Origin of the sequence: Streptomyces sp. NPDC101165 (assembly GCF_044768135.1) — a bacterium.
GTDB lineage: Bacteria > Actinomycetota > Actinomycetes > Streptomycetales > Streptomycetaceae > Streptomyces.
This window is the reverse complement of record NZ_JBIWPG010000002.1, coordinates 297,644-319,828: the sequence shown is the minus strand read 5'-3', so window position 1 is coordinate 319,828 and position 22,185 is coordinate 297,644. Positions and strand designations below refer to the sequence as shown.

General features: G+C 71.3%; 20 protein-coding genes. 17 read left to right on the top strand and 3 right to left on the bottom strand.

Annotation, left to right across the window (positions count from 1 at the left end):
• Positions 1-27: 27 nt before the first annotated feature.
• From ACIRVH_RS04970 to ACIRVH_RS04925, 10 genes are all read left to right on the top strand, one after another.
• The gene (locus tag ACIRVH_RS04970; RefSeq protein ID WP_403948267.1) at positions 28-1,071 is read left to right on the top strand and encodes an ABC transporter substrate-binding protein; all 1,044 of its coding nucleotides are present in this window, start codon (positions 28-30) and stop codon (positions 1,069-1,071) included.
• Complete coding sequence (locus ACIRVH_RS04965; protein WP_403948265.1) at positions 1,068-1,922, top strand: ABC transporter permease; 855 nt, start codon at positions 1,068-1,070, stop codon at positions 1,920-1,922. Before ACIRVH_RS04970 ends, ACIRVH_RS04965 begins: the two co-directional genes overlap by 4 nt.
• Entirely contained in the window at positions 1,898-2,632 is a 735-nt protein-coding gene (locus ACIRVH_RS04960; protein ID WP_403948263.1) for an ABC transporter ATP-binding protein, read from the top strand. Before ACIRVH_RS04965 ends, ACIRVH_RS04960 begins: the two co-directional genes overlap by 25 nt.
• Positions 2,629-3,960 carry an LLM class flavin-dependent oxidoreductase gene (locus tag ACIRVH_RS04955; RefSeq protein WP_403948261.1) on the top strand — a complete coding sequence of 444 codons (1,332 nt, stop codon included), beginning with the start codon at positions 2,629-2,631 and terminating at the stop codon, positions 3,958-3,960. The genes ACIRVH_RS04960 and ACIRVH_RS04955 overlap by 4 nt, the downstream gene beginning before the upstream one ends.
• Before the next feature lie 14 nt (positions 3,961-3,974).
• The gene (locus ACIRVH_RS04950; RefSeq protein ID WP_403948259.1) at positions 3,975-4,865 is read left to right on the top strand and encodes a TauD/TfdA dioxygenase family protein; all 891 of its coding nucleotides are present in this window, start codon (positions 3,975-3,977) and stop codon (positions 4,863-4,865) included.
• Between the two features lie 121 nt (positions 4,866-4,986).
• Positions 4,987-6,378 carry an amino acid permease gene (locus tag ACIRVH_RS04945; RefSeq protein WP_403948258.1) on the top strand — a complete coding sequence of 464 codons (1,392 nt, stop codon included), beginning with the start codon at positions 4,987-4,989 and terminating at the stop codon, positions 6,376-6,378.
• A gap of 118 nt (positions 6,379-6,496) precedes the next feature.
• Entirely contained in the window at positions 6,497-7,144 is a 648-nt protein-coding gene (locus ACIRVH_RS04940) for a superoxide dismutase (protein ID WP_403948256.1), read from the top strand.
• 180 nt (positions 7,145-7,324) lie between these two features.
• Complete coding sequence (locus ACIRVH_RS04935; protein WP_403948255.1) at positions 7,325-9,508, top strand: MMPL family transporter; 2,184 nt, start codon at positions 7,325-7,327, stop codon at positions 9,506-9,508.
• 5 nt (positions 9,509-9,513) lie between these two features.
• Positions 9,514-10,686, top strand: a complete 1,173-nt coding sequence (locus tag ACIRVH_RS04930) for a sensor histidine kinase (protein WP_403948253.1) — start codon at positions 9,514-9,516, stop codon at positions 10,684-10,686.
• The gene (locus ACIRVH_RS04925; protein ID WP_403948251.1) at positions 10,683-11,318 is read left to right on the top strand and encodes a response regulator; all 636 of its coding nucleotides are present in this window, start codon (positions 10,683-10,685) and stop codon (positions 11,316-11,318) included. Before ACIRVH_RS04930 ends, ACIRVH_RS04925 begins: the two co-directional genes overlap by 4 nt.
• A 4-nt stretch (positions 11,319-11,322) precedes the next feature.
• On the opposite strand, the gene ACIRVH_RS04920 is transcribed toward ACIRVH_RS04925, so the two are convergent.
• The 3 genes from ACIRVH_RS04920 to ACIRVH_RS04910 form a co-directional block, all read right to left on the bottom strand.
• Complete coding sequence (locus ACIRVH_RS04920; protein ID WP_403948249.1) at positions 11,323-11,931, bottom strand: histidine phosphatase family protein; 609 nt, start codon at positions 11,929-11,931, stop codon at positions 11,323-11,325.
• Entirely contained in the window at positions 11,928-13,370 is a 1,443-nt protein-coding gene (locus ACIRVH_RS04915; protein WP_403948247.1) for an FGGY-family carbohydrate kinase, read from the bottom strand. Before ACIRVH_RS04915 ends, ACIRVH_RS04920 begins: the two co-directional genes overlap by 4 nt.
• A gap of 152 nt (positions 13,371-13,522) precedes the next feature.
• The gene (locus ACIRVH_RS04910; protein WP_403948246.1) at positions 13,523-14,671 is read right to left on the bottom strand and encodes an RNA-guided endonuclease InsQ/TnpB family protein; all 1,149 of its coding nucleotides are present in this window, start codon (positions 14,669-14,671) and stop codon (positions 13,523-13,525) included.
• Between the two features lie 266 nt (positions 14,672-14,937).
• Here ACIRVH_RS04910 and ACIRVH_RS04905 point away from each other — a divergent pair, with 266 nt between their 5' ends.
• From ACIRVH_RS04905 to ACIRVH_RS04875, 7 genes are read left to right on the top strand one after another with little or no spacing between them, the layout of a single operon-like run.
• Complete coding sequence (locus ACIRVH_RS04905) at positions 14,938-16,374, top strand: extracellular solute-binding protein (RefSeq protein WP_403948244.1); 1,437 nt, start codon at positions 14,938-14,940, stop codon at positions 16,372-16,374.
• 5 nt (positions 16,375-16,379) lie between these two features.
• A complete protein-coding gene (locus tag ACIRVH_RS04900; protein WP_403948242.1) occupies positions 16,380-17,261 on the top strand; it encodes a carbohydrate ABC transporter permease in 882 nt (293 codons plus the stop codon).
• A complete protein-coding gene (locus tag ACIRVH_RS04895; protein WP_403948240.1) occupies positions 17,258-18,088 on the top strand; it encodes a carbohydrate ABC transporter permease in 831 nt (276 codons plus the stop codon). Before ACIRVH_RS04900 ends, ACIRVH_RS04895 begins: the two co-directional genes overlap by 4 nt.
• A complete protein-coding gene (locus ACIRVH_RS04890) occupies positions 18,085-19,176 on the top strand; it encodes an ABC transporter ATP-binding protein (RefSeq protein ID WP_403948239.1) in 1,092 nt (363 codons plus the stop codon). The genes ACIRVH_RS04895 and ACIRVH_RS04890 overlap by 4 nt, the downstream gene beginning before the upstream one ends.
• Positions 19,176-20,000 carry a DeoR/GlpR family DNA-binding transcription regulator gene (locus tag ACIRVH_RS04885; RefSeq protein ID WP_403948238.1) on the top strand — a complete coding sequence of 275 codons (825 nt, stop codon included), beginning with the start codon at positions 19,176-19,178 and terminating at the stop codon, positions 19,998-20,000. The genes ACIRVH_RS04890 and ACIRVH_RS04885 overlap by 1 nt, the downstream gene beginning before the upstream one ends.
• Positions 19,978-21,054: an ABC transporter ATP-binding protein gene (locus ACIRVH_RS04880; protein WP_403948236.1), complete on the top strand. Its 1,077-nt coding sequence runs from the start codon at positions 19,978-19,980 to the stop codon at positions 21,052-21,054. The genes ACIRVH_RS04885 and ACIRVH_RS04880 overlap by 23 nt, the downstream gene beginning before the upstream one ends.
• Complete coding sequence (locus tag ACIRVH_RS04875; protein WP_403948235.1) at positions 21,051-22,073, top strand: 2-hydroxyacid dehydrogenase; 1,023 nt, start codon at positions 21,051-21,053, stop codon at positions 22,071-22,073. Before ACIRVH_RS04880 ends, ACIRVH_RS04875 begins: the two co-directional genes overlap by 4 nt.
• Positions 22,074-22,185: the final 112 nt, after the last annotated feature.

Here is a 22,185-nt window from a genome sequence, read left to right as displayed (position 1 = left end):
CGCCCTTTTCCTCAGGGGAGTACTCCCATGCACCGTCGTCTCTTTCTCACCTCCGTGCTGGGCGCGTCCGCCGCCGTGGCGGGTCTCAGCGCCTGCGCACACGGCAGCGCCGCCGCCGACACCGAGGGCGCGGCCACGAAGCCGCTCGCCGACAAGGTGCCGCCCGGCACCAGCCTGAAGGTCGCCTCGTACCAGGGTGTGCAGCAGCTCCAGTTCAGACTGGCCAGGCTGCCCGCCCTGCCGTTCACGGTGTCGAGCTGGGTGAACATCGGGGCCGGTCCCGATGTCATCAACGCCTTCCGCGCCAAGTCCCTGGATCTGGCCAACAACGCGGGCATTCCACCGATCCAGGCGCACTACCAGGGCTTCGACGCCAAGATCGTGGCGATCAACATCACCCGCAAGCCCAACTACCTCTTCGCCACCAAGCCGGGCAGCGACATCCGTACGGTCGCGGACTTCAAGGGAAGGAAGCTCGCTTTCTCCCAGGGGCAGGCGCAGGGTGTCGTGCTCCTGCGGGCGCTGAAGCAGGCGGGTCTGAAGTACGACGAGGTGAAGCTGGTCCCGCTGACCAGCAACCAGTTCCTGACCGCGCTGCAGTCCGGGCAGGTGGACATCGCCCCGCTCGCCAACAGCCAGGCACCCGCCTACCTCAAGCAGTACGAGGGCAAGGGCGCCCACACCATCCCCACCGACGTCGTCGACCTGCTCAACCTGCTGTGGGCGCCGGTCTCCGTGCTGGCCGACCCGGCGAAGGCCGCCGCGATCGCCGCGTACATCCCGCAGTGGGCCAAGGGCCAGGTGTGGCAGTACGAGCACCCGGACGTGTGGAACGAGGAGTTCTACGTCAAGACGCAGAACCTGACCCCGGAGCAGGCCCGGGGCATCTCCGAGCTCGCCAACAAGCCGCTGTTCCCACCCAGTTGGGACGAGGCGATCAAGTGGGAACAGGAGACCGCCGACCTGCTCGCCGAGGGCGGCTTCGTGAAGAAGTTCGACGTCTCCTCGCTCTTCGACCACCGCTTCGAGTCCTTCGCCGCCAAGGCCGTACCGGCGGAGTACCGGAGGTGAGCGCCGTGACCACGACGACGACCGCCGTGGCGGCCACGGCCACGGGCACCGGGGAACTCCCCCAGGTCCGCCGGCGCCGCCGCCTCTCCCCGGGCCGCCGCCTGCCCGCGGCCCGGCTGGCCGGCCCACTGCTGCTGCTCGCCCTGTGGGCCGCCGCCTCGGCGGCCGGACAGTTGGACCCGGGTGCGATCCCGGCGCCCTGGACGGTGCTGAGAACGGGCGTCCGCCTGTGGACCGACGGCACGCTGCCCACCGACATCCTGACCTCGCTGACGCGGGCCGCGTACGGCTTCGCGATCGGTCTGACCGCCGGGGTCGCCCTCGCGCTCGCCGCCGGGCTCAGCCGGGCCGGGGAAGCGCTGATCGACGGGACCGTGCAGCTCAACCGGGCGATCCCGACCCTCGGTCTGATCCCGCTGTTCATCCTCTGGCTGGGCATCGGAGAGACCTTCAAGATCGCCATCATCGCGATCGTCGTCTACATCCCCCTCTACCTGAACACCCACGCCGCCCTGTCCGGCATCGACAGCCGGTACGTCGAACTCGCCGAGGTGCAGGGCCTGTCCAGGTTCACCTTCATCCGGCAGGTCGTCATCCCCGGGGCGCTGCCCGGATTCTTCGTGGGGCTCCGGCTCGCCGTCACCGGTTCCTGGCTGGGCCTGGTGGTCCTGGAACAGATCAACGCCACCAGCGGCCTCGGCTACCTGATGTTCCAGGCGCAGAACTACGGCCAGACCGACGTCATCCTGGTCGGCCTGCTGATCTACGGCGTCTTCGGCCTGGTCTCCGACAGCGTGGTCCGCCTGATCGAACGGAGGGTGCTGTCGTGGCGCCGCACACTGAGCAGCTGACCCGGCCCGCCGTCCGGCTGCGGGGCCTGACCCGGTCGTTCGAGGGGCGCACGGTCCTCGACGGCATCGACCTCGACCTGCCCGCCGGCCAGTTCACGGCCCTGTTGGGGCACAGCGGCTCGGGCAAGTCCACCCTGCTGCGAGCCGTCGCGGGACTCGACCACGGGGTCGCCGGCAGCGGCCGGCTCACCGCGCCCGAGCGGGTGTCGGTCGTGTTCCAGGACTCCCGGCTGCTGCCCTGGCGCCGGGTGCTGGACAACGTACTCCTCGGCCTGAACGGAAAGGACGCCGTCGAGCGTGGCCGTTCGGCGCTGGCCGAAGTCGGCCTCGAGGGCCGGGAGCGGGCCTGGCCGGGCGAGTTGTCCGGGGGCGAGGCACAGCGGGCCGCACTCGCCCGCTCCCTGGTCCGTGAACCCGAACTCCTGCTGGCCGACGAGCCGTTCGGCGCGCTGGACGCGCTCACCCGGATCCGGATGCACCACCTGCTGCGCGAGCTGTGGGAGCGCCACCGGCCCTCGGTGCTGCTCGTCACCCACGACGTGGACGAGGCGATCGTGCTCGCCGACCGGGTCCTCGTCCTGGACCGGGGCCGGATCGGTCTCGATCTGCCCATCGACCGCCCGCACCCGCGCTCCTACCGCGAGCCGGTGCTGACCGAATACCGCGAGCGGCTGCTGGCCGCGCTCGGTGTCACGGAGGACCACGCATGACCCGCCGGCTCCACCTGAACGCGTTCCTGATGAACACCGGCCACCACGAGGCGTCCTGGCGGCTGCCGGAGAGCGACCCGTACGCGCACGTCGAGCTGGACCACTACGTGCGGCTCGCCCGCATCGCCGAGCGCGGCACCTTCGACTCCCTCTTCCTGGCCGACGGCCCGCACCTGTGGGGCAGCGTCGCCCAGCGCCCGGCCGGCGCCCTGGAACCGCTCACCCTGCTCACGGCCCTGGCGACGGCCACCGAGCACATCGGTCTGATCGCCACCGCCTCCACCTCCTACAACTCCCCCTACAACCTGGCCCGCAAGTTCGCCTCGCTGGACATCATCAGCGGCGGCCGGGCGGGCTGGAACATCGTCACCACCGCGGGTACCGAGGCCGCCCGCAACTTCGGCCTGGACGGCGAACCCGCGCACGCCGAGCGGTACGCCCGCGCCGCCGAGTTCCTCGACGTGGCCCTCAAGCTCTGGGACAGCTGGGAGGACGACACGATCGTCGCCGACAAGGCGGCCGGGGTCTGGGGCGACGACGCCAAGATCCATCCGCCCCGGCACCAGGGCACGTACTTCAGCGTCGAGGGCGCGCTCAACGTGCCGCGCACACCCCAGGGTTACCCCCTGCTCGTGCAGGCGGGCTCCTCGGAGGACGGCAGGCGGTTCGCGGCCCGGTACGCGGAGGCGGTGTTCACCGCCCAGCAGACACTGCAGGACGCACAGGCCTTCTACCGCGATCTCAAAACCCGTACCGCGCAGGAAGGAAGGGACCCCGACCACATCAAGGTACTGCCCGGCATCGTCCCGGTGCTCGGCTCGACGGAGGCCGAGGCGCGGGCCGCCGAGCGGCTGCTGGAGGACCACATCGTGTACGACCACGGGGTGGGCCGTCTGGAGAACTTGCTGCAACTTCCCGCCGGAACCCTGGAGTTGGAGGCACAGCTCCCGGCCGACCTGCCGCCCGAGTCCGCGGTCGAGGGCGCCAAGAGCCGCTACACGCTCATCGTGGAGCTGGCCCGGCGCGAGCGGCTGACCGTACGGCAGCTGATCGGGCGGCTCGGCGGCGGACGCGGGCACCTCACCTTCGCCGGGACGCCCGAGCAGGTCGCCGACCAGATCGAGACCTGGTTCACGCAGGGCGCCGCCGACGGCTTCAACATCATGCCGGCCGTGCTGCCCTCCGGTCTGGAGGCGTTCGTCGAGCACGTCGTACCGCTCCTGCGCACCCGCGGCCTGCTCCGCACCGAGTACGACGGCCGCCAGACCCTGCGGGAGCGCTACGGCCTCCCCCGCCCCGCCAACCAGTACACCGCATCCCTCGTGTGAAAGGACCAGCCGACATGTCCATCGAGATCACCAAGGTCACCGCACGCATCGGCGCCCGGGTCTCCGGCGTCGACATCTCCGGGCCGCTCGCCCCCGAGCAGGTCGCCGCGATCCGCGAGGCCCTGAACGTCCACAAGGCGCTCGTCTTCGACGACGTGAACCTCGACGACGCGGGCCAGCAGGCCTTCGCCCGCCACCTCGGCGACCTGACCACGGCCCACCCGACGGTCGGCGCCGTCGAGGGCGCTCCGAACGTGCTGCCCGTGGACAGCGAGCGGGGCCGCGCCAACCACTGGCACACGGACGTCACCTTCGTCCTCAACCCACCACAGGCCAGCACCCTGCGCTCGATCACCGTCCCGCCGTACGGCGGCGAGACCCTGATCGCCAATGCGGCGGCCGCCTACCGCGACCTGCCCGAGCCGCTGCGCCGGCTCGCCGACACCCTGTGGGCCGAGCACACCAACGACTACGACTACGCGGTGCCGGCCGAGGAGATCGACGAGGAGAAGGCCGCCGAGCGCGCCCGGTTCACGTCCATCACGTACCGCACCGCGCACCCGGTGGTCCGCGTCCACCCGCTGACCGGTGAACGCGGTCTGTTCATCGGCGGGTTCGCGCAGCGGATCGTCGGCCTGTCGGTGGGCGAGTCCCGCAAGCTCTTGGACCTCCTCCAGTCGTACGTCACCCGTCCGGAGAACATCCTGCGCTGGCGCTGGTCCGAGAACCAGCTCGTCCTCTTCGACAACCGCATCACCCAGCACTACGCCATCGACAACTACGACGGCCGGCCGCGCCGTCTGCACCGAGTGACCGTCGCCGGTGACATCCCGGTCGGCATCGAGGGCAAGGAGAGCTACTCGATCGAGGGCGACGCCTCGCACTACACGCCCGTGGCCGCGTAACCGAGGCCTCACTCTGCGTAAAGTGGGTGTCCGCATACTGGGCCGCCTGTCCGCGTGAGCGGACGGGCCGCCCAGACTGTGGGCGTTTTTGCCACCCTCATGGACTGGACGAGCCGCGCCCATGCCCAGCAACACCACCACCGAGACGCCCCCGCAGCAACTGGACGGTGCCTCCCTCTCCCACGGTCTCAAGCAGCGCCACCTGTCGATGATCGCCCTCGGCGGTGTGATCGGCGCGGGCCTGTTCGTCGGCTCCGGCGCGGGTATCGCCGCGGCCGGACCGTCCATCGTGATCGCCTTCGCTCTCTCCGGCCTCCTGGTGATGCTGGTGATGCGGATGCTCGGCGAGATGTCCGCCGCCCACCCGTCCTCGGGCTCCTTCTCCGCGCACGCCGAGCGGGCGATGGGCCCCTGGGCCGGGTTCACGGCGGGCTGGTCCTTCTGGGTCCTGCTGTGCACGGCCGTCGGCCTGGAGGGCATCGCCGCCGCGAAGATCGTCACCGGCTGGCTGCCGGGCACCCCGCAGTGGGCCTGGGTCGCCCTGTTCATGCTGGTGTTCTGCGGGGCGAACCTGGCCGCGGTGAAGAACTTCGGCGAGTTCGAGTTCTGGTTCGCGGCGCTGAAGGTCGGCGCGATCAGCCTGTTCCTGGTCCTGGGCGGGCTGGCCATCGCCGGCGTGCTCCCCGGCACGGACAGCCCGGGCACCTCCCACCTCACCGACTTCTTCCCGCACGGCGGCGAGGGTCTGGTCACCGGTCTGCTCGCCTCCGTCTTCGCCTACGGCGGCCTGGAGACGGTCACGATCGCGGCCGCCGAGTCCAAGAACCCGGTCAAGGGCGTGGCGGGCGCGGTCCGTACGGCGATGTGGCGTATCGCGCTGTTCTACGTCGGCTCGATGGCGGTCGTGGTCACGCTGGTCCCGTGGGACTCGAAGGACATCGCGAACCCGGACAAGGGCCCGTACGTCGCCGCCCTCGACCAGCTCGGCATTCCCGGCGCCGGCCAGGTGATGAAGGTCGTCGTGCTGGTCGCCCTGCTCTCCGCGATGAACGCCAACATCTACGGCTCCTCGCGCATCGCCTACTCGCTGGTGGAGCGCGGTCAGGGTCCCCAGGTCCTGGCGAAGGTCTCCGGCGGCGTCCCGCGCATCGCCGTCCTCACCTCCTCCGTCTTCGGCTTCGTGTGCGTGCTGCTCAGCTACTGGCGGCCGGACGACGTCTTCCCCTGGCTGCTGAACATGATCGGCGCGGTCATCCTGGTCGTCTGGATCTTCATCGCGGTCTCCCAGCTGCTACTGCGGCGGCGCGTGGAGCGGGAGACGCCGGAGAAGCTGGTCGTCCGCATGTGGGCGTTCCCGTTCCTGACGTGGGTCGCCCTGGCCGGCATGGCGGCGATCTTCGTGCTGATGGCCCGGGAGCAGGGGACTCGGATTCAGCTGTACTCGACCGGTGGGATGACGTTGCTCCTGGCGGCTGTGGGGTACGGGTGGCAGCGGGTGCGCGCCAGGTCCTGACCTCGCCCTCCTCTTCGAGTGCTTCCCGAAAGACCCCCGCGGTGCACCCGCGGGGGTCTTTTTGTTGCTAGCTTGTAGTTGCAAGTCCTTTGCAATAAGAGCTTCGGAGGGGACCCCCATGCCCGTCTACACGCTGCCCGACCTGCCCTACGACTACTCCGCGCTCGCGCCCGTGATCAGCCCCGAGATCATCGAGCTGCACCACGACAAGCACCACGCGGCCTATGTGAAGGGCGCCAACGACACGCTGGAGCAGCTCGCCGAGGCGCGGGACAAGGAGTCGTGGGGGGCGGTCAACGGTCTGGAGAAGAACCTGGCCTTCCACCTCTCCGGCCACATCCTGCACAGCATCTACTGGCAGAACATGACCGGCCCGAAGGACGGGGGCGGCGAGCCGCTGGCGCAGGACGGGGTGGGCGAGCTGGCGGAGGCGGTCGAGGAGTCCTTCGGATCCTTCGCGGCGTTCAGGACGCAGCTGTCCAAGGCAGCGGCCACCACCCAGGGTTCGGGCTGGGGCGTGCTGGCGTACGAGCCGCTGAGCGGGCGGCTGATCGTCGAGCAGGTCTACGACCACCAGGGCAACGTCGGTCAGGGCTCGACCCCGATCCTGGTCTTCGACGCCTGGGAGCACGCCTTCTACCTCCAGTACCGCAACCAGAAGGTGGACTTCGTCGAGGCGATGTGGCAGGTCGTCAACTGGCAGGACGTGGCCCGGCGGTACGCGGCGGCGAGGTCCCGCGCGGACGTGCTCCTGCTCGCCCCCTGAGACGTCCTGCCTCGTGATCGTCTTCTCAGCCTTCACGTCGGCAGGCGGATGAGAGAAGACCCCCGCGAGGACGTGACTTGCGGGGGTCTTCCCCACCCCGAGGGTCCACCGAACGGCTGACCCGAAGTTCCACCGGGTACCCGTGTCCGCCAAATGCCCTGTTCAGCAAGGCTTTTGGGCATGAACTCACTGACTGTGCGCATGGCGCGCTGGAGCGCCCGGCACCCCTGGCGGGCGCTCGTCGGCTGGCTGCTGTTCGTGGCGCTGTGCCTGGGCGTCGGCAGCGCCCTCGGCACCAACAACGCGAAGACCGCCGACTACCGGGTGGGCGAGGCCGGCCGGGCCGAGGCCATGGCCGCCGAAGGGCATCTGGAACGCCCGTCCACCGAGCAGATCCTGATCTCCGCCCCCTCGGGTGCCCTGGACGAGGGACCCGCCGCCTCCGCCGCGCACGAGCTGACCGCACGCATGCGACGGCTGCCCGAGGTCGCCGAGGTGGCCGCCCCGGAACGCTCCTCCGACGGACGCGTCCTCATGGTCGAGGTGTCCCTCAAGGGCGAGGAGCTGGACGCCGACCACAAGGTCGGCGCCCTCGTCGCGCAGACCCGGGCCGTACAACGGGCCCACCCCGAGCTGCTCGTGCAGGAGACCGGATCCCCCTCCGTCAGCAGGGGAGTCGACCAGCAGCGCGACGACGACCTGGCCCTCTCCGAGAAGATCAGCCTGCCCCTCACCCTCGTCACCCTGCTGCTCGTGTTCGGCTCGCTCACCATGGCCGCCGTACCGCTGCTGCTCGCGCTGTCGTCGATCGCGGCGGCCATCGGGCTGGCGATGGCCGCCTCGCACCTCACCCCCGACGCCGGTGTCGGCAAGAACGTCATCCTCATGATCGGCCTCGCGGTCGGCGTCGACTACACGCTCTTCCACCTCAAGCGGGAGCGCGAGGAGCGGGCCCGCTCCGGTGGCCGGCTCGGCACCGAGGCGCTGGTGGAGCTGGCGGCCGCCACGTCCGGGCGGGCCGTCGTGGTCTCCGGTCTTGCGGTAGTCGCCTCCACCGCCACGCTGTACCTGGCCTCGGACGTGATCTTCTCCTCGCTCGCCACCGGCACGATCGTGGTCGTCCTGGTCGCGGTGGCCAGCTCCCTGACCGCACTGCCCGCGCTGCTGGCCGTGCTGGGCCGACGGGCCGAGCGCAGGGCGCGGCGGCGGGCGGAACACGGCAAGCCGGCACGGCGCCTGCGCGGCGGGGACGACGGCCGGTTCTGGTCCGCGCTGCTGCGCCCCGCCGCCCGGCATCCGCTGGCCACCCTGTGCTGCTCGCTCCTCGCCCTGCTCGCCCTCGTTCTCCCGCTGACCGGTCTGAAGATCACCGAGATGAGCCGGGACACCCACTCCCGCGCGATCCCCGCCATGCGGGTGTACGACCGCCTCAACGCGGAGTTCCCGGAGCGGCGGGTCGTCCACCAGGTCGTCGTACAGGCTCCCGCCGAGCGCTCCGCCCAGGTCACCGGGGAGCTGCGGGCACTGGCCCGCCGGGCCGCCGCCGACCCGCTGTTCACCGACTACGCCCGCATCCGCACCGCCGCCGACCACCGGACCAGCACCCTGGAACTGCGGGTGCCGTACCTGGGCAACTCCCCGCAGGCGAGCGACTCGCTGGAGCATCTGCGCCGCACCTACCTGCCCGCCACCGTGGGCAAGGTCACCGGGGCGCGGTACGGCGTGAGCGGCGACGTGGCCCGCTACACCGACTATCCGGCCCATCAGGACGGCAAACTGCCCCTGGTCCTCGGCGCGTTGCTGCTGATGACGTTCCTGATGACGCTGTACGCGTTCCGCTCGGTCGTGCTCGGCCTGCTCGGTGTCGTGCTGAACCTGCTGTCGGCGGCGGCCGCGCTCGGTCTGCTCGTGCTGGTCTTCCAGCACACCTGGGCCGAGGGGCTGCTGGACTTCCACTCCACGGGGTCGATCGGTTCCCGTGTGCCGCTGTTCCTCCTCGTGATCCTCTTCGGTCTGTCGATGGACTACCAGGTGTTCGTGGTCAGCCGGATCCGGGAGGCGGTGCTCGCCGGCACGCCGACCCGGCAGGCGGTCGTCGAGGGCATCCGGCGGTCGGCGAGCGTGGTGACCAGCGCGGCCGTGATCATGACGACCGTCTTCGTGAGCTTCGTCTTCCTGCACATCATCGAGATGAAGCAGATCGGTTTCGTGCTCGCCGCGGCCGTCCTGCTGGACGCCTTCGTGGTGCGTGTGCTGATCCTGCCGGCGGCCCTGCTGCTCCTCGGCGAGCGCGCCTGGTGGCCCGTACGACCGTCGAGGACCGCCGTCCCCGGCCCGAACCCCGCACTGCTGGACGTAGGTTGACAGGTATGACCACGACCGCCGACGCCCTGTGGGCGACCTCGCTGCGCCGCTGGAACGCGGTGTGCTGGGTCCTGTTCGCCGCGATGGCGGTCGGGATCACGGCCCTGAGCCACGGCGCCGACCGGTACGCGGCCCTCGCCCTGCTGGGCAGCGTGGCCCTGTGCTTCGCCGTGCTGGACCGGCGCCCCGCCCACCCCGTCGTACGGCCGCACGGGTACCTCGCGGTGCTGGTGATCGCCCTCGCCGGACTCGCCTATCTGCGCACCAGTTACGCGGCCCTGTTCATGGTCACGCTGCCGCACTACTGGATGTTCGGCCGCACCCCGAGGATCTCCCTGACCTTCCTGGGGCTGGCCACCGCCGGCACGCTGCTGGGGGCCTGGGTGCGGCAGGGCTGGTCCGGCGCGTTCTTCGGCGAGACGGTGGTGGGCACGCTGATCGTGGTCGCGGTCGGCGTCCTGATCGGCCTGTGGGCCCGCGCGGTGGTCGAGCAGAGCAGCGAACGCGCCCGGCTGATCGAGGAGTTGGAGCGCACCCAGGCGGAACTGACCGAGGCGCATCTGCGGCAGGGCGCGGCGGAGGAAAGGGAGCGGATGGCACGGGAGATCCACGACACGCTCGCGCAGGGCTTCGCCTCGATCGTCGTGCTGGCCGAGGCGGCCCGCGCCGGGCTCGTCACCGACCCCGGGCGCACCGCCCGGCAGCTGGTGTCGATCGAGTCGACCGCCCGGGAGAACCTGGCGGAGGCCAGGGAACTGGTCGGCTCGGGGCGGCCGCCGGGCGGTGCGCACTCCGGCTCGGTGGCGCAGACCCTGCAGCGGATCGTGGACCGGTTCGCCGAGGACACCGGGCTGAGCGTGACCGCCGAGCTGGCCGACCTGGACTGCGACCAGCAGACCCGGGTCGCGCTGCTGCGCTGCACCCAGGAGTCCCTGGCCAACGTGCGCAAACACGCCCGTGCCTCGACGGTCGGCGTGGTGCTGGCCCGGCGCCCCCACGGGGTGGAGCTGGAGGTCACGGACGACGGCACCGGATTCGTGGTCGAGGCCTCCACCGGCTTCGGCCTGGACGGGATGCGCAAACGGCTCGCCGAACTGGGCGGGCGGCTCACGGTGACCAGCTCGGTCGGGGACGGAACCAGGATCCTCGCGGTGATCCCGGTGGAGGGAGCGGCATGACCGACAGGCTCCGGATCGTCGTGGTGGACGATCACACCGTGATGCGGGCCGGGGTGATCGCCCTGCTGGACGGGGAGGCGGACATCGAGGTCGTCGGCGAGGCGAGCGACGGCCGTGCCGCGCTCGGCCTGGTCGCCCGCCACGACCCGGACGTGGCCCTGGTCGACCTGCGCATGCCGGTGCTGGACGGGGTCGCGACGACCACCGAGATCGCCGCTCGGCACCCGCGCACCCGCGTGCTGATCCTCACCACCTACGACACCGACGCCGACATCGAGCGCGGGGTCGAGGCCGGCGCCATCGGCTACCTGCTCAAGGACACCACCCGCGAGCAGCTGGTCGACGCGATCCACTCGGCCGCGCGCGGCGAGACCGTGCTCGCCCCCCGGGTGGCGGAGAAGCTGGTCGCCCGGATGCGGCGCCCCGTCCACGATCCGCTCACCACCCGCGAGACCGACGTGCTGACCGCGGTGGCCGACGGGCTCACCAACGCCGAGATCGGCCGGCGGCTCGTCATCTCCGAGGCCACCGTCAAGACGCATCTGCTGCGCCTGTTCGCCAAGCTGGACGTCAACGACCGCACGCGGGCAGTGGTCGTCGCGATGGAGCGCGGGCTGCTGCCACGCCCGTGACCGGTCACTCGCAGGGGATGTTGAGCGACAGCAGCGCGGCGCTGTGCTCCGTGAGGCGGATCTCGCTCACCGCCGCGTTGCGCAACCTCGGCAGGACGCGGCGGTACTCCGCCACCGGGATGTGCAGGAGCGAGCACAGCACCAGGCGGAGCAGGGTGTTGTGGGCGACGACGAGGACCCGCTCATCGGGGTGCGCGGCGGCGATCCGGTGCAGGGCGGCCGTGCCTCGGGCTGCGGCGGCGCGGGGATCCTCGGCGCCCGGGAAGGGGTGCGCCACCGGGTCGGCGCGGAAGGCCTCCGCCGCCCGCGGGTTCTCGGCCTCGAACTCGGCGAGCGTACGGCCCTCCACCACCCCGAAGTCGCATTCCCGCAGGTCGACTTCGCGGTACGGGGTGAGGCCGAGGGCACGGCAGGCCGGCTCGGCGGTGGCGATCGCCCGGGACAGGGGCGAGGTCCAGATCGCGTCCACGGGGTGGGCGGCGGCCCAGCGGCCCAGCGCCTCGGCCTGGGCGCGCCCCGTGTCGGTCAGGGCCACGTCGCTCACCCCGGCGTACCGGTTCTCGGCGTGCCAGACGGTCTGGCCGTGGCGGGCGAGGAGGAGGGTCGTACTCATGAGCCCGGAGTATCCCGGGCCAGCCGCGCCCGCGCATGTGCGGCGACCTCCTTCGGCAGCCACCCCCGGGACTCCAGCTCGCCCACCAACCGGGCGTACGGCTCGGTGAAGCGGGCCGAACGGTCCGGGCGCGGGTCGACGGTCGTGCCGGGGCGGGCCATGCGCTCGGCCGCGTCGGCGAGCGTGGGTGCGGCACCGGTGCCGTAGGCGGCCAGTGCGGCCATGCCCAGGGCGGGTTCCGGCTGTTCCGGGACCCTGGCCGGGCGGCCCAGGACGTCGGCGCGGAGCTGGGTCCAGTACCGGCTGCGGGCCGCGCCGCCGGTGAAGGTGAGCGGGCCGTGCAGGGGGGCGCCGAGGTGGTGGAGGTAGTCCAGGCAGAGGCGTTCCGTGAAGGCGACGCCCTGGAGGAGGGCGGCCCACAGGTCGGCGTCCGACTCCGGGACGCCGAGGAGGAGGGCGGTGGCGCGCGGGGCGCGGAAGGGGAAGCGTTCGCCCGGGGAGACGAGCGGGTAGGCGACCGCGTTCGAGGGCTCGAAGGCGGCGGCCTCGGTGTCCAGTGCGGCCGGGTCGGCGCCCGGGAAGCGGGCCGTGAGGACACCGGCGCCGACGCTGGAGGCGCCGCCGGGCAGCCAGGTGCCGTCGGGTGCACGGTGGTTGTAGACCACGCCGGCCGGGTCGTGGACCGGGTCCGCGGCGGCTCCCTTCAGGACCAGGGTCGTCCCCAGCACCGAGTTCCACGCGCCCTCCCGCAGCGCGCCCGAGGCGATCTGTGCCGCGCAGCCGTCCGTCATGCCCGCGATGACCGGGGTGCCGGCCGGGATGCCGGTGGCCTCGGCGGCGGCCGGGCAGACCTCGCCGAGCCGGGTGCCGGGGTGCACGACGTCCGGGAGGGTCCCGGCGGGGAGGCCGGTGAGATCCGGCCAGCGGTCGCGCTCCACGTCGTAGGCCGTCTTCAGGGCGTGGCTGGAGTCGGCGGGGACGGGCCGGCCGACGAGGCGCGCGGTGACCAGGTCGGGCTGGTGCGCCACCCGGCCGGGGCCGTACCGGTCGACCAGCCAGCGCACCTTCGGCAGCGCCCAGGTGTCCTGCACGGCGAGCCCCGCCGACCGCAGCCGGCCCGCCTCGGCCGCCGCCCGCCCGTCGTCGTACATGAGCGCCGGGCTCAGCGGGCGGCCGGTGTCGTCCGTGAGCAGTACGGTCCCGGAGGTCCCGCACACCGCGACCCCGCCCAGGGGCACCCGCGCCCCGTCGAGCGCACGCCCGCAGGCCGCGCACACCGCCTCCCACCACTCCCCCGGGTCCTGCTCGTGCCGCACCCCGTCCCGCCGACCGCGCCGCAGGGGCGCCGCTCCGCTGCCGAGGACGCCGCCGTCGGCCGTCACGAGCAGGGCGCGCACCCCTTGCGTCCCGAGGTCGATCCCGAGCCACGCCAACCCCATCCGGACCTCCCGCAGATAGCGGACCGCTCTGTCACCTTCTCGGCCGTGAACGACCGAGCTCGTGCACTCGGGTCGTTCACACCTCGTCGCGCTCCCGACTGCCCCCTACGACAGGACGGTCACGGGTCGCATCCACCCAGCCCCCTTGTGGTTCAGGGTGCGGGTGCGGTGACGAACACCCACGCCGAGCGCGCGCGGTCGCGCACGTTGACCCCGGCGACGACGTCGGCCGGGCCAGCGAGCCCGCACCGACGGCAGCAGAAGTGGTCCCGGGTGGGCCGGTTGGCCCGCTCGGTATACCCGCAGCGCGGACAGCGCTGCGAGGTGTATGCCGCATCCACCTCAAGGAACGGCACCCCGGCCTTGCGCGCCTTGTAGGCGAGGTGCTGTCCGAGCTGGTGGAAGGGCCAGGAGGAGAGCGTGCCCCGCTGGTCGCGACGAAGCCGTACCCGCTCGCGGATCCCGCCGAGTTCCTCCACGGCGATGCCGCGACCGGTGCGTTGCGCGACGGACACGATCTCCTTACTGACCTCGTGGTTCACCTGCGTGGCATGGCGCTTCTCCTTCTGCGCGCGGTGGGCCAGCCGGCGGGTGGCCGACCGGGTCCCCTTGGCCTGGAGTTCGGCGCGTTTGCGGGCCTGCCAACGCCGGTAGCGGCCCAGACGGCGGCCTTGGTAGTTGGCGCCGTCGCTGGTCGTGGCCAGGTTGACGATGCCCCGGTCCACCCCGATCCAGTCGACCGGCTCATACGCTTCAGGATCGGGGATGTCGCAGGTGGCGATCAGGAGCCACTTGCCGCCCCTGAACACTAGGTCGCTCTCCCCCTTGCGGTACTGCACCAGGGTCTTGAGCTGATCGGGTGAGCAGGCGAACCGGATCCCCTTCATCCGCCCGTCCACGGTCCAGATGGAGATGGTGCGCGCGTCGTACTGCCAGGACAGGCAGCGGTCGTCGAACGGCTGGGCTGCCTCCGGACGGAAGACGATCGGGGTACCAACTGCCTTGCGGTGCCGCTTGGAGCTGGGCGGACCCAAGTTTCCCGCCTGCAGATTGGCCTTCAAGGCCGCGTAGGCGTCGACGACCTTCTTCACCACCCGCACCACCGGTTGCGCAGACAACCCGAAAGCCGCCTTCGAGGCTGCATACACCTCCTTCTGAAGACCGTTGCGATCCTTCAGGTCCTTGGCGAAAGCGACGGCAGAGGCGTAGGTGGCGGCCCGGTTGCAGGCACGCAGGGTCGCCTCAAGGCCCAACGCCTGCATGGGCGTCGGCACCAGCTTCACCTGCACCACCAGCTTCATAGATCCGGACGGTAGTGCGACCACAGCACACATGAACGCCGTTTCTTCTGCGGTCACCCAAGCCGGTGATATGCAGGACGACTGTTCGCATCACCTGGCCCCGTCGGGCAGTTGCGTTAACTTCCCACTCACATCTGATATTTCCCCTTGATTTCCTTGTACACAAGGGATTGACGGCCTTCCCTTGCCGTTACACCCTCTGTTATCGAGTCGACTCGCGCTGTTAACCCCGCCCGACCCCACCGCCCCACCGACGGAGGTCACGGATGAACAGGCACGTGCACGACCGCCGGCGCTTTCTCGCGCTCACCGGAGCCCTCACCGCCGCCACCGCCGCGGCCCCGTTGCTGTCCGCCTGCGGTACCGGCTTCGGCGGCGACGACAGCCACCAGGGCGACGGTTCGGCCGCCGACGACGTCACCGGCGCCTTCGACTGGAAGCGGGAGAAGGGCACGACCGTCAAGGCGCTGCTCAACAAGCACCCGTACACCGACGCCCTGATCGCCGACCTGAAGTCCTTCACCGAGAAGACCGGCATCGAGGTGAAGTACGACGTCTTCCCCGAGGACAACTACTTCGACAAGCTCACCGTCGACCTGTCCAGCGGGCGCGCCTCCTACGACGTCTTCATGCTCGGCGCCTACATGGTGTGGCAGTACGGGCCACCGGGGTGGCTGGAGGACCTCGGGCCGTGGATGCGCAACTCCTCGGCGACCGGCGCCGAATGGGACCGGGACGACTTCTTCCCGAACCTCCTCCAGGCCGACCAGTGGTCCCTGAAGGCGGGCGCCCCGCTCGGCCGGGGCGGGCAGTACGCGCTGCCGTGGGGCTGGGAGACCAACGTGGTCGCCTACAACACCGAGGTGTTCCGCAGGCTGGGGCTGAAGCCGGCCGAGAGCTTCGACGAGCTGCGCGAGCTGGCCGGGGTGATCAAGAAGAAGGCTCCCGGTGCCGGGTTCGACGGCATGTACGGGATCGCCGTACGGGGGTCCCGTAGCTGGGCCACCATCCACCCCGGGTTCATGACCATGTACGCCCGCAACGGGCTGCACGACTTCACCGTCGGGGGCGGGAAGCTCACCCCCGCCATGAACACCCCGAAGGCCGTCGCCTTCACCGAGGACTGGGCCCGCATGGTGAAGCAGGGCGGTCCGCCGTCCTGGACGTCGTACACCTGGTACCAGTGCTCCAGCGACCTCGGCGCGAAGAAGGCCGGGATGCTGTTCGACGCGGACACGGCCGCCTACTTCCAGGCCGTGCAGGGAGCCTCGCCCGCCTCCGGGAAGATCGCCTTCCACCCCGGGCCCAAGGGACCGGACGGGTCGCTCGCCACCAACATGTGGATCTGGTCGCTCGGCATGAACGCCAGGAGCAGGCGGAAGAGCGCCAGTTGGCTCTTCCTGCAGTGGGCGACCGGGAAGGAGCACCTGCGCCGGGCCGCCCTCACGAACAACCACATCGACCCCGTGCGGAAGTCGGTCGGCCAGGACGGCGCCTACAAGGACAAGATGCGGCACCTGCCCGGCTTCATCGAGACCTTCGAGACCGTCGTCGACCAGACGAAGATCCAGTTCACCCCGCAGGCCCAGTTCTTCGACGCCACCACGAGCTGGGCCGCCGCGCTCCAGGAGATCTACGGCGGGAAGGACGCCGGGTCCGTGCTGAACGGGCTGGCGAGCGACCTCAAGTCCAAGGTGGGCTGAGGGCGATGAGCCGGCGGGTCGCCCTGCGGCCGTACCTCCTGATCGTCCCCGCACTGCTGCTGACCTGCGGGATTCTGTACCCGTTCGCGCTCGGCCTGTACTACACGCTGTTCGACTTCTCGGCGAGCAAGCCACAGCCCGACATGGTCCGGCTGCACAACTACGAGACGGTCTTCACACAGGACGCCTTCTGGAACTCGGCCTGGGTGACCGTGCTGTACGCGGTCGGCGCGGCCGCCGTGGAGACCGTGCTCGGGGTCGCCGTCGCCCTGCTGCTGCACCGCTCGTCCCTGGTCGGCCGGGTCCTGGAGAAGATCCTGATCCTGCCCCTGATGATCGCCCCGGTGATCGCCGCGATCATCTGGAAGCTGATGCTCCAGCCGTCGGTCGGTGTGGTCAACCATCTGCTGAGGCCCTTCGGGCTCGGCGGAGTGCAGTGGACGGACACGCCCACCGGCGCCCTGTTGTCGTCGATCGCCGTGGACGTCTGGGTCTACACCCCGTTCGTGGCGATTCTGGCGCTGGCCGGTCTGCGGTCGCTGCCCGCCTCCCCCTTCGAGGCGGCGGCCGTGGACGGCGCCGGCTGGTGGTACACGTTCCGGCGGCTGACTCTGCCGATGCTGTGGCCGTACGTGCTGGTCGCGGTGATCTTCCGGTTCATGGACTCGCTGAAGGTCTTCGACATCATCTACGCCCTGACGGAGGGCGGTCCGGGCGACTCCACGGTCGTCCTGCAGATCCGGGCGTATCTGGAGGCGATCCGCTTCCAGCGGTACTCCTTCGGGATCAGCTACACGATCGTGCTGTGGGCCGTGGTGTACCTGGCCGCGATGGTCCTCGTCCGGCATCTGGGGCGCATCCAGCGGAAGGCGGCCGAGGTCGAGTGACGTACAAGAAGCGCCTGTCGGGGTGGCTGGCCGATGCCGCCCTGGTCCTCTACTTCCTCTTCGCGCTCTTCCCGGTCGCCTGGATGGTGATCCTGTCCCTCAAGCCGGCCGACCAGCTCTTCAGCACCTACTTCTCGTTCACCCCGACGCTGGACTCGTACCGGACCGTGCTGGGCGACAGCGAGGGCATCCCCTTCGTGCGGTTCTTCGTCAACAGCCTGGTGGTGTCGGTAGGGGCGGTCGCGCTCTCGCTGGTGGTCGGGCTGCCTGCGGCGTACGCCTCGGCGCGCTGGAGGTTCCGGGGCTCGGAGAACCTGATGTTCACGCTGCTGTCGTTCCGGTTCGCGCCCGAACTCACCGTGATCATCCCGCTGTTCGTGCTCTACCAGAAGCTGGGACTGTTCGACACGTACGTCGGCATGGTGTGGGTGCTGCAGCTGGTCACGCTGCCGCTGGTGGTGTGGATCATGCGGTCGTACTTCGCGGATCTCACCCCTGAGCTGGAGCAGGCCGCGCTGCTCGACGGCTACTCCCGCAAGCAGGCCTTCTTCAAGGTGGCCCTGCCCCTGGTGAAGCCGGGCATCGCGGCCGTGTCGCTGCTGGCGTTCATCTTCGCCTGGAACAACTTCGTCTTCCCGCTGATCCTCACCTCCAGTTCGGCGCAGACCGTGACCGTGGGCGCGCTGTCCTTCCTGGGCGGCGACCGGCCCAAGTACAACCTCACGGCCGCGGCCGCGCTGGTCTCCGTCGTACCGCCGCTGCTGCTGGCGTTGACCATCCAGCGGTATCTGGTGCGCGGGCTGTCGTTCGGGGCGGTGAAGTCGTGAGCGTCGCCCTGCGGGACGTCCACAAGGCCTACGGCCGGACGACCGCCCTGGACGGACTCGAACTCCGGGTGGAGGAGGGCGAGTTCTTCTGTCTGCTCGGGCCGTCCGGGGCCGGCAAGACCACCACGCTGAAGACCGTCGCCGGTCTGGAGCGGCCCGACTCGGGGACCGTCGAGATCGACGGGCGGGACGTGCGGGACGTGGAGCCGTACGACCGGGGTGTGGCCATGTGCTTCGAGAGCTACGCCCTCTATCCGCACCGCTCGGTGTACCACAACCTCGTCTCGCCGCTGCGCTCCCCGCGGCACCGGCTGCCCGCCGCCGAGGCCCGGGAACGGGTCGGGGCGACTGCCGAACTGCTCGGCATCAGTGCCCTGTTGGACCGGTCCGTGGGGCAGTTGTCCAACGGGCAGCGGCAGCGGGTCGCCCTCGGCCGGGTGCTGGTCCGCCCGGCCCGCGCCTTCCTCCTCGACGAGCCCCTCTCTCACCTGGACGCCAAGCTGCGCCAGCAGATGCGGGCCGAGCTGAAGGCGATCGGGGCTGTCCGGCGCACCACCACGCTGTACGTCACCCACGACTCCGTCGAGGCGCTGGCGCTCGGGGACCGGATCGGGGTCGTCCGGGACGGGCGCATCGTGCAGACCGGCACCCGGGAGGACATCTGGTACCGCCCGCACGACACCGAGGTCGCCCGGGCCTTCGGGCGGCCCCGGATCAATCTGCTGCCGGGGGCGGTGACGGAGACGGGAGCCTTCCGGTCGGCGGACGGCGCGGTCGAACTGCCGCTCCCCGTACGGGCGCCCGCCGGCAGCGAGGTGCTGGTCGGGGTACGGCCCCGGGACGTCTGGCTGGCCGGGGACGGCCACCGGCTCTCCGGGTCGGTCTACGTCACCGAGGTGCTCGGCCGGTCGGTCGAGGTCACCGTGCGGATCGGCGCGCAGCACCTGTCGCTCGTCGCGCCCCGGAGCGAGGCGGCCGGGCTGCGTCCCGACGAACCGGTCCGTCCGGCCGTCCGGACTGAGAACCTGCTGGTGTTCGAGGCCGACCGGCCAGGGCGTCCAGGACGACGGATCGGGAAGAGCACGTGATGAGCACAGGTGCACAGCAGGGACCCGCGGCCCGGCAGGCCGCCATGGCCGAACTCGTGCTGGCCGACGGTTCGGCCTCCGCGGCCGAGCTGGCCGAGCGGTTCGGGGTGAGCCTGATGACCATCCACCGGGACCTGGACGAACTCGAACGGCAGGGCATCGTACGGAAGTTCCGGGGCGGGGTGACCGCGCAGCCGTCCGGGGTGTTCGAGTCGAACGTGCAGTACCGGCTGAAGACCATGCGCCCGCAGAAGGCCGCGCTCGCCGAGCGGGCGCTGAAGTCCATAGAGCCCGGCATGGCGATCCTCCTCGACGACTCCACCTCCACCCTGGAGATAGCCCGCCGGCTGCGGCTCGGCGAGATCACCCCGCTCACGGTCGTCACCAACTTCCTGGAGGCGATCAACCTCCTGGCGGGCCGGCGGGGCATCCATCTGATGGCACTCGGCGGCGACTACGACCAGCTGCACTCGTCCTTCCTCGGGGTGTCCTGCGTGGAGGCGGTCGAGCAGCTGCGGGTGGACGTGGGCTTCGTGTCGACCTCGGGCGTGCACGGCGGCTACGCCTACCACCAGGAGCAGCACATCGTCTCCGTGAAGCGGGCGATGCTCGACGCGGCCGCGCGCAACGTGCTGCTGGCCGACCACACCAAGCTGGGCCGGGTCGCCCTGCACCGGGTCGCCCCGCTGTCCCGCTTCGACCTGCTGCTGGTGGACGACGGGGCGGCGCCGGACGCGCTGCGCGATCTGGACGAGCACAAGGTGCGTTACGAGGTGTGCGCCACGGATCCGAGGGAGGGCGATGACCGCGCTGGAGTTACGTGAGCTGCGCAAGACGTACCGGTCGCGGGGCCGCCCGGGGGTGGAGGCGGTCCGGGGCCTGGACCTGAGTCTGACGTCCGGTGAACTGCTCGGGCTGCTGGGCCCGTCGGGCTGCGGCAAGTCCACCACGCTGCGGATGATCGCGGGTCTGGAGGCGGTGACCGGCGGGGACATCCTGGTGGGGGGTGCCTCGGTCGTCGGCCGTCCGGCGCAGGAGCGGAACATCGGGGTCGCCTTCGAGAACTACGCGCTGTATCCGCCGCTGACGGTCGCGGAGAACCTGGCCTTCGGGCTGCGGGCCCGCCGGAGAGGCCTCCGGGGGGACGTGCGGCGCAAGGTCGCCGAGATCGCCGAGCGGGTCGGTCTCACCGACGTCCTCGACGCCCGCCCGGCCGGACTGTCCAGTGGGCAGAAGCAGCGCGTCTCCCTGGCCCGTGCGCTGATCCGGGAACCGGACGTCCTGCTCCTGGACGAGCCGCTGTCCCATCTGGACGCGGCCCAGCGCGACACCACCCGCCGGGAGCTCAAGCGCATCCAGCGCGATCTGGGGCACACCACGATCCTGGTCACGCACGACCAGGAGGAGGCCCTGTCCCTCGCCGACCGGATCGCCGTCATGCGGGACGGTGTGATCCAGCAGCTCGGCACGCCCTACGAGATCTACGACAGCCCCGCCTCCGCCTTCGTGGCGGACTTCGTCGGCGAGCCGGCGATCAACCTGCTGCCCGGCACCGCCACCGCCGACGGCCACGCCCGCCTGTCCGCCGGGGTGCGGATCGCGCTGCCGGTGCCGGTGGCCGAGGGCCGGGCCGTGGTGGTCGGTATCCGCCCCGAGGACCTGAGCCTCACCGGCGCCGCCGACGCGGTCCCCGCCCGGGTCGTGGCCCACGAACCCCTGTTGGAGTCGGGCATCGCCACGCTGACCCTCGACGGGGTGGAGCGGCACCTGGTGGTGCTCACCGGGCCCGAGGTCCGCCTCGCGCACGACGAGCGGGTCCGGGTGGCGGCCGGACTCACCCATGTCTTCGACGCCGAGACGGGAGAGACCCTGCGATGACCTCCAGTGTGCGGGTGGTGGCCGCCGGCGACCACTTCGTCCTGCCGTCCCTCATCACGGCCGCGCTCGGGAAGGAAGCGGCCTGTGAGGTGCGGGAGTTGACCCTCGGCTGGCCCCTGCAGCCCTTCGGTCCCGTCGCGGAGGTGAGCGAGGCCAGTGACGCCGAGGACGAGCTGATCGGCGCCCTCGCCGGCGCGCAGGTCCTGGTCACGCAGATGGGCCCGGTCACCGAACGCGTCCTCGGCGCCTGCCCGGAGCTGCGGCTGGTCGTGGTCTGCCGGGGCGGGCCGGTCAACGTCAACCTGGGGGCGGCGGAGCGGCACGACGTCCGGGTGTGCTTCGCGCCGGGGCGCAACGCCGCCGCCACCGCCGAGTTCACCGTCGGCCTGCTCCTCGCCGCCCTGCGCCGCATCCCCCAGGCCCATGAACTCCTCGCCCGCGAGGGGAGTTGGGCCGGATCGTCGTTCTACACCTACGAGCACAGCGGCCTGGAGCTGGAGGACCTGCCGGTCGGACTCGTCGGCTACGGCGCGGTGGGCAGCCGGGTGGCGCGGGTGCTGTGCGCCTTCGGGGCGCGGGTGCTGGTGTACGACCCCTATGTGCGCGGGGAGGTGCACGGGCTGCGGGTGTCCTCGCTGGACGACCTGATGCGCCGCTCCGCCGTCGTCACCCTGCACGCCCGGCTCACCGCCGAGACCCGCGGTCTGATCGGCGCCCGCGAGCTGGCCCTGCTGCCGCCCGGGGCGGTGGTGGTGAACGCGGCCCGGGGTCCGCTGCTGGACGAGGACGCGCTGTGCGACGCGCTGGAGGGCGGGCGGCTCGCGGCGGCGGCCCTGGACACCTACGCCCGCGAACCGCTCCCGCCGGACTCCCGGCTGCCCGGTCTCGCCGACCGTGTCGTCCTCACCCCGCACCTGGGCGGGGCCAGCCGGGCGGTCGCGGAGAAGGCGGCCCGGATCGCCGCCGCCGAGGTGGGCCGCTGGGTGCGCGGGGAGCCGCTCGCGCACTGTCTGACGTGAAGACGCGAGTGAGCCGTAGGGGCGCGCCGGTGTCGAGGGGCCGAGCGCGCGGAGGCCTGAAGGGCTGAGCACGGTCGGTCTCTCGACACCGGCTGGAGCGCCCCGGAGGTGA

Excerpts from the sequence above, each read along its gene's own strand:
- ACIRVH_RS04970 (WP_403948267.1), top strand. The coding sequence starts at position 28 with ATGCACCGTCGTCTCTTTCTCACCTCCGTGCTGGGCGCGTCCGCCGCC.
- ACIRVH_RS04955 (WP_403948261.1), top strand. The coding sequence starts at position 2,629 with ATGACCCGCCGGCTCCACCTGAACGCGTTCCTGATGAACACCGGCCAC.
- ACIRVH_RS04950 (WP_403948259.1), top strand. The coding sequence starts at position 3,975 with ATGTCCATCGAGATCACCAAGGTCACCGCACGCATCGGCGCCCGGGTC.
- ACIRVH_RS04945 (WP_403948258.1), top strand. The coding sequence starts at position 4,987 with ATGCCCAGCAACACCACCACCGAGACGCCCCCGCAGCAACTGGACGGT.
- ACIRVH_RS04940 (WP_403948256.1), top strand. The coding sequence starts at position 6,497 with ATGCCCGTCTACACGCTGCCCGACCTGCCCTACGACTACTCCGCGCTC.
- ACIRVH_RS04935 (WP_403948255.1), top strand. The coding sequence starts at position 7,325 with ATGAACTCACTGACTGTGCGCATGGCGCGCTGGAGCGCCCGGCACCCC.
- ACIRVH_RS04930 (WP_403948253.1), top strand. The coding sequence starts at position 9,514 with ATGACCACGACCGCCGACGCCCTGTGGGCGACCTCGCTGCGCCGCTGG.
- ACIRVH_RS04925 (WP_403948251.1), top strand. The coding sequence starts at position 10,683 with ATGACCGACAGGCTCCGGATCGTCGTGGTGGACGATCACACCGTGATG.
- ACIRVH_RS04920 (WP_403948249.1), bottom strand. The coding sequence starts at position 11,931 with ATGAGTACGACCCTCCTCCTCGCCCGCCACGGCCAGACCGTCTGGCAC.
- ACIRVH_RS04915 (WP_403948247.1), bottom strand. The coding sequence starts at position 13,370 with ATGGGGTTGGCGTGGCTCGGGATCGACCTCGGGACGCAAGGGGTGCGC.
- ACIRVH_RS04910 (WP_403948246.1), bottom strand. The coding sequence starts at position 14,671 with ATGAAGCTGGTGGTGCAGGTGAAGCTGGTGCCGACGCCCATGCAGGCG.
- ACIRVH_RS04905 (WP_403948244.1), top strand. The coding sequence starts at position 14,938 with ATGAACAGGCACGTGCACGACCGCCGGCGCTTTCTCGCGCTCACCGGA.
- ACIRVH_RS04900 (WP_403948242.1), top strand. The coding sequence starts at position 16,380 with ATGAGCCGGCGGGTCGCCCTGCGGCCGTACCTCCTGATCGTCCCCGCA.
- ACIRVH_RS04885 (WP_403948238.1), top strand. The coding sequence starts at position 19,176 with ATGAGCACAGGTGCACAGCAGGGACCCGCGGCCCGGCAGGCCGCCATG.
- ACIRVH_RS04880 (WP_403948236.1), top strand. The coding sequence starts at position 19,978 with ATGACCGCGCTGGAGTTACGTGAGCTGCGCAAGACGTACCGGTCGCGG.
- ACIRVH_RS04875 (WP_403948235.1), top strand. The coding sequence starts at position 21,051 with ATGACCTCCAGTGTGCGGGTGGTGGCCGCCGGCGACCACTTCGTCCTG.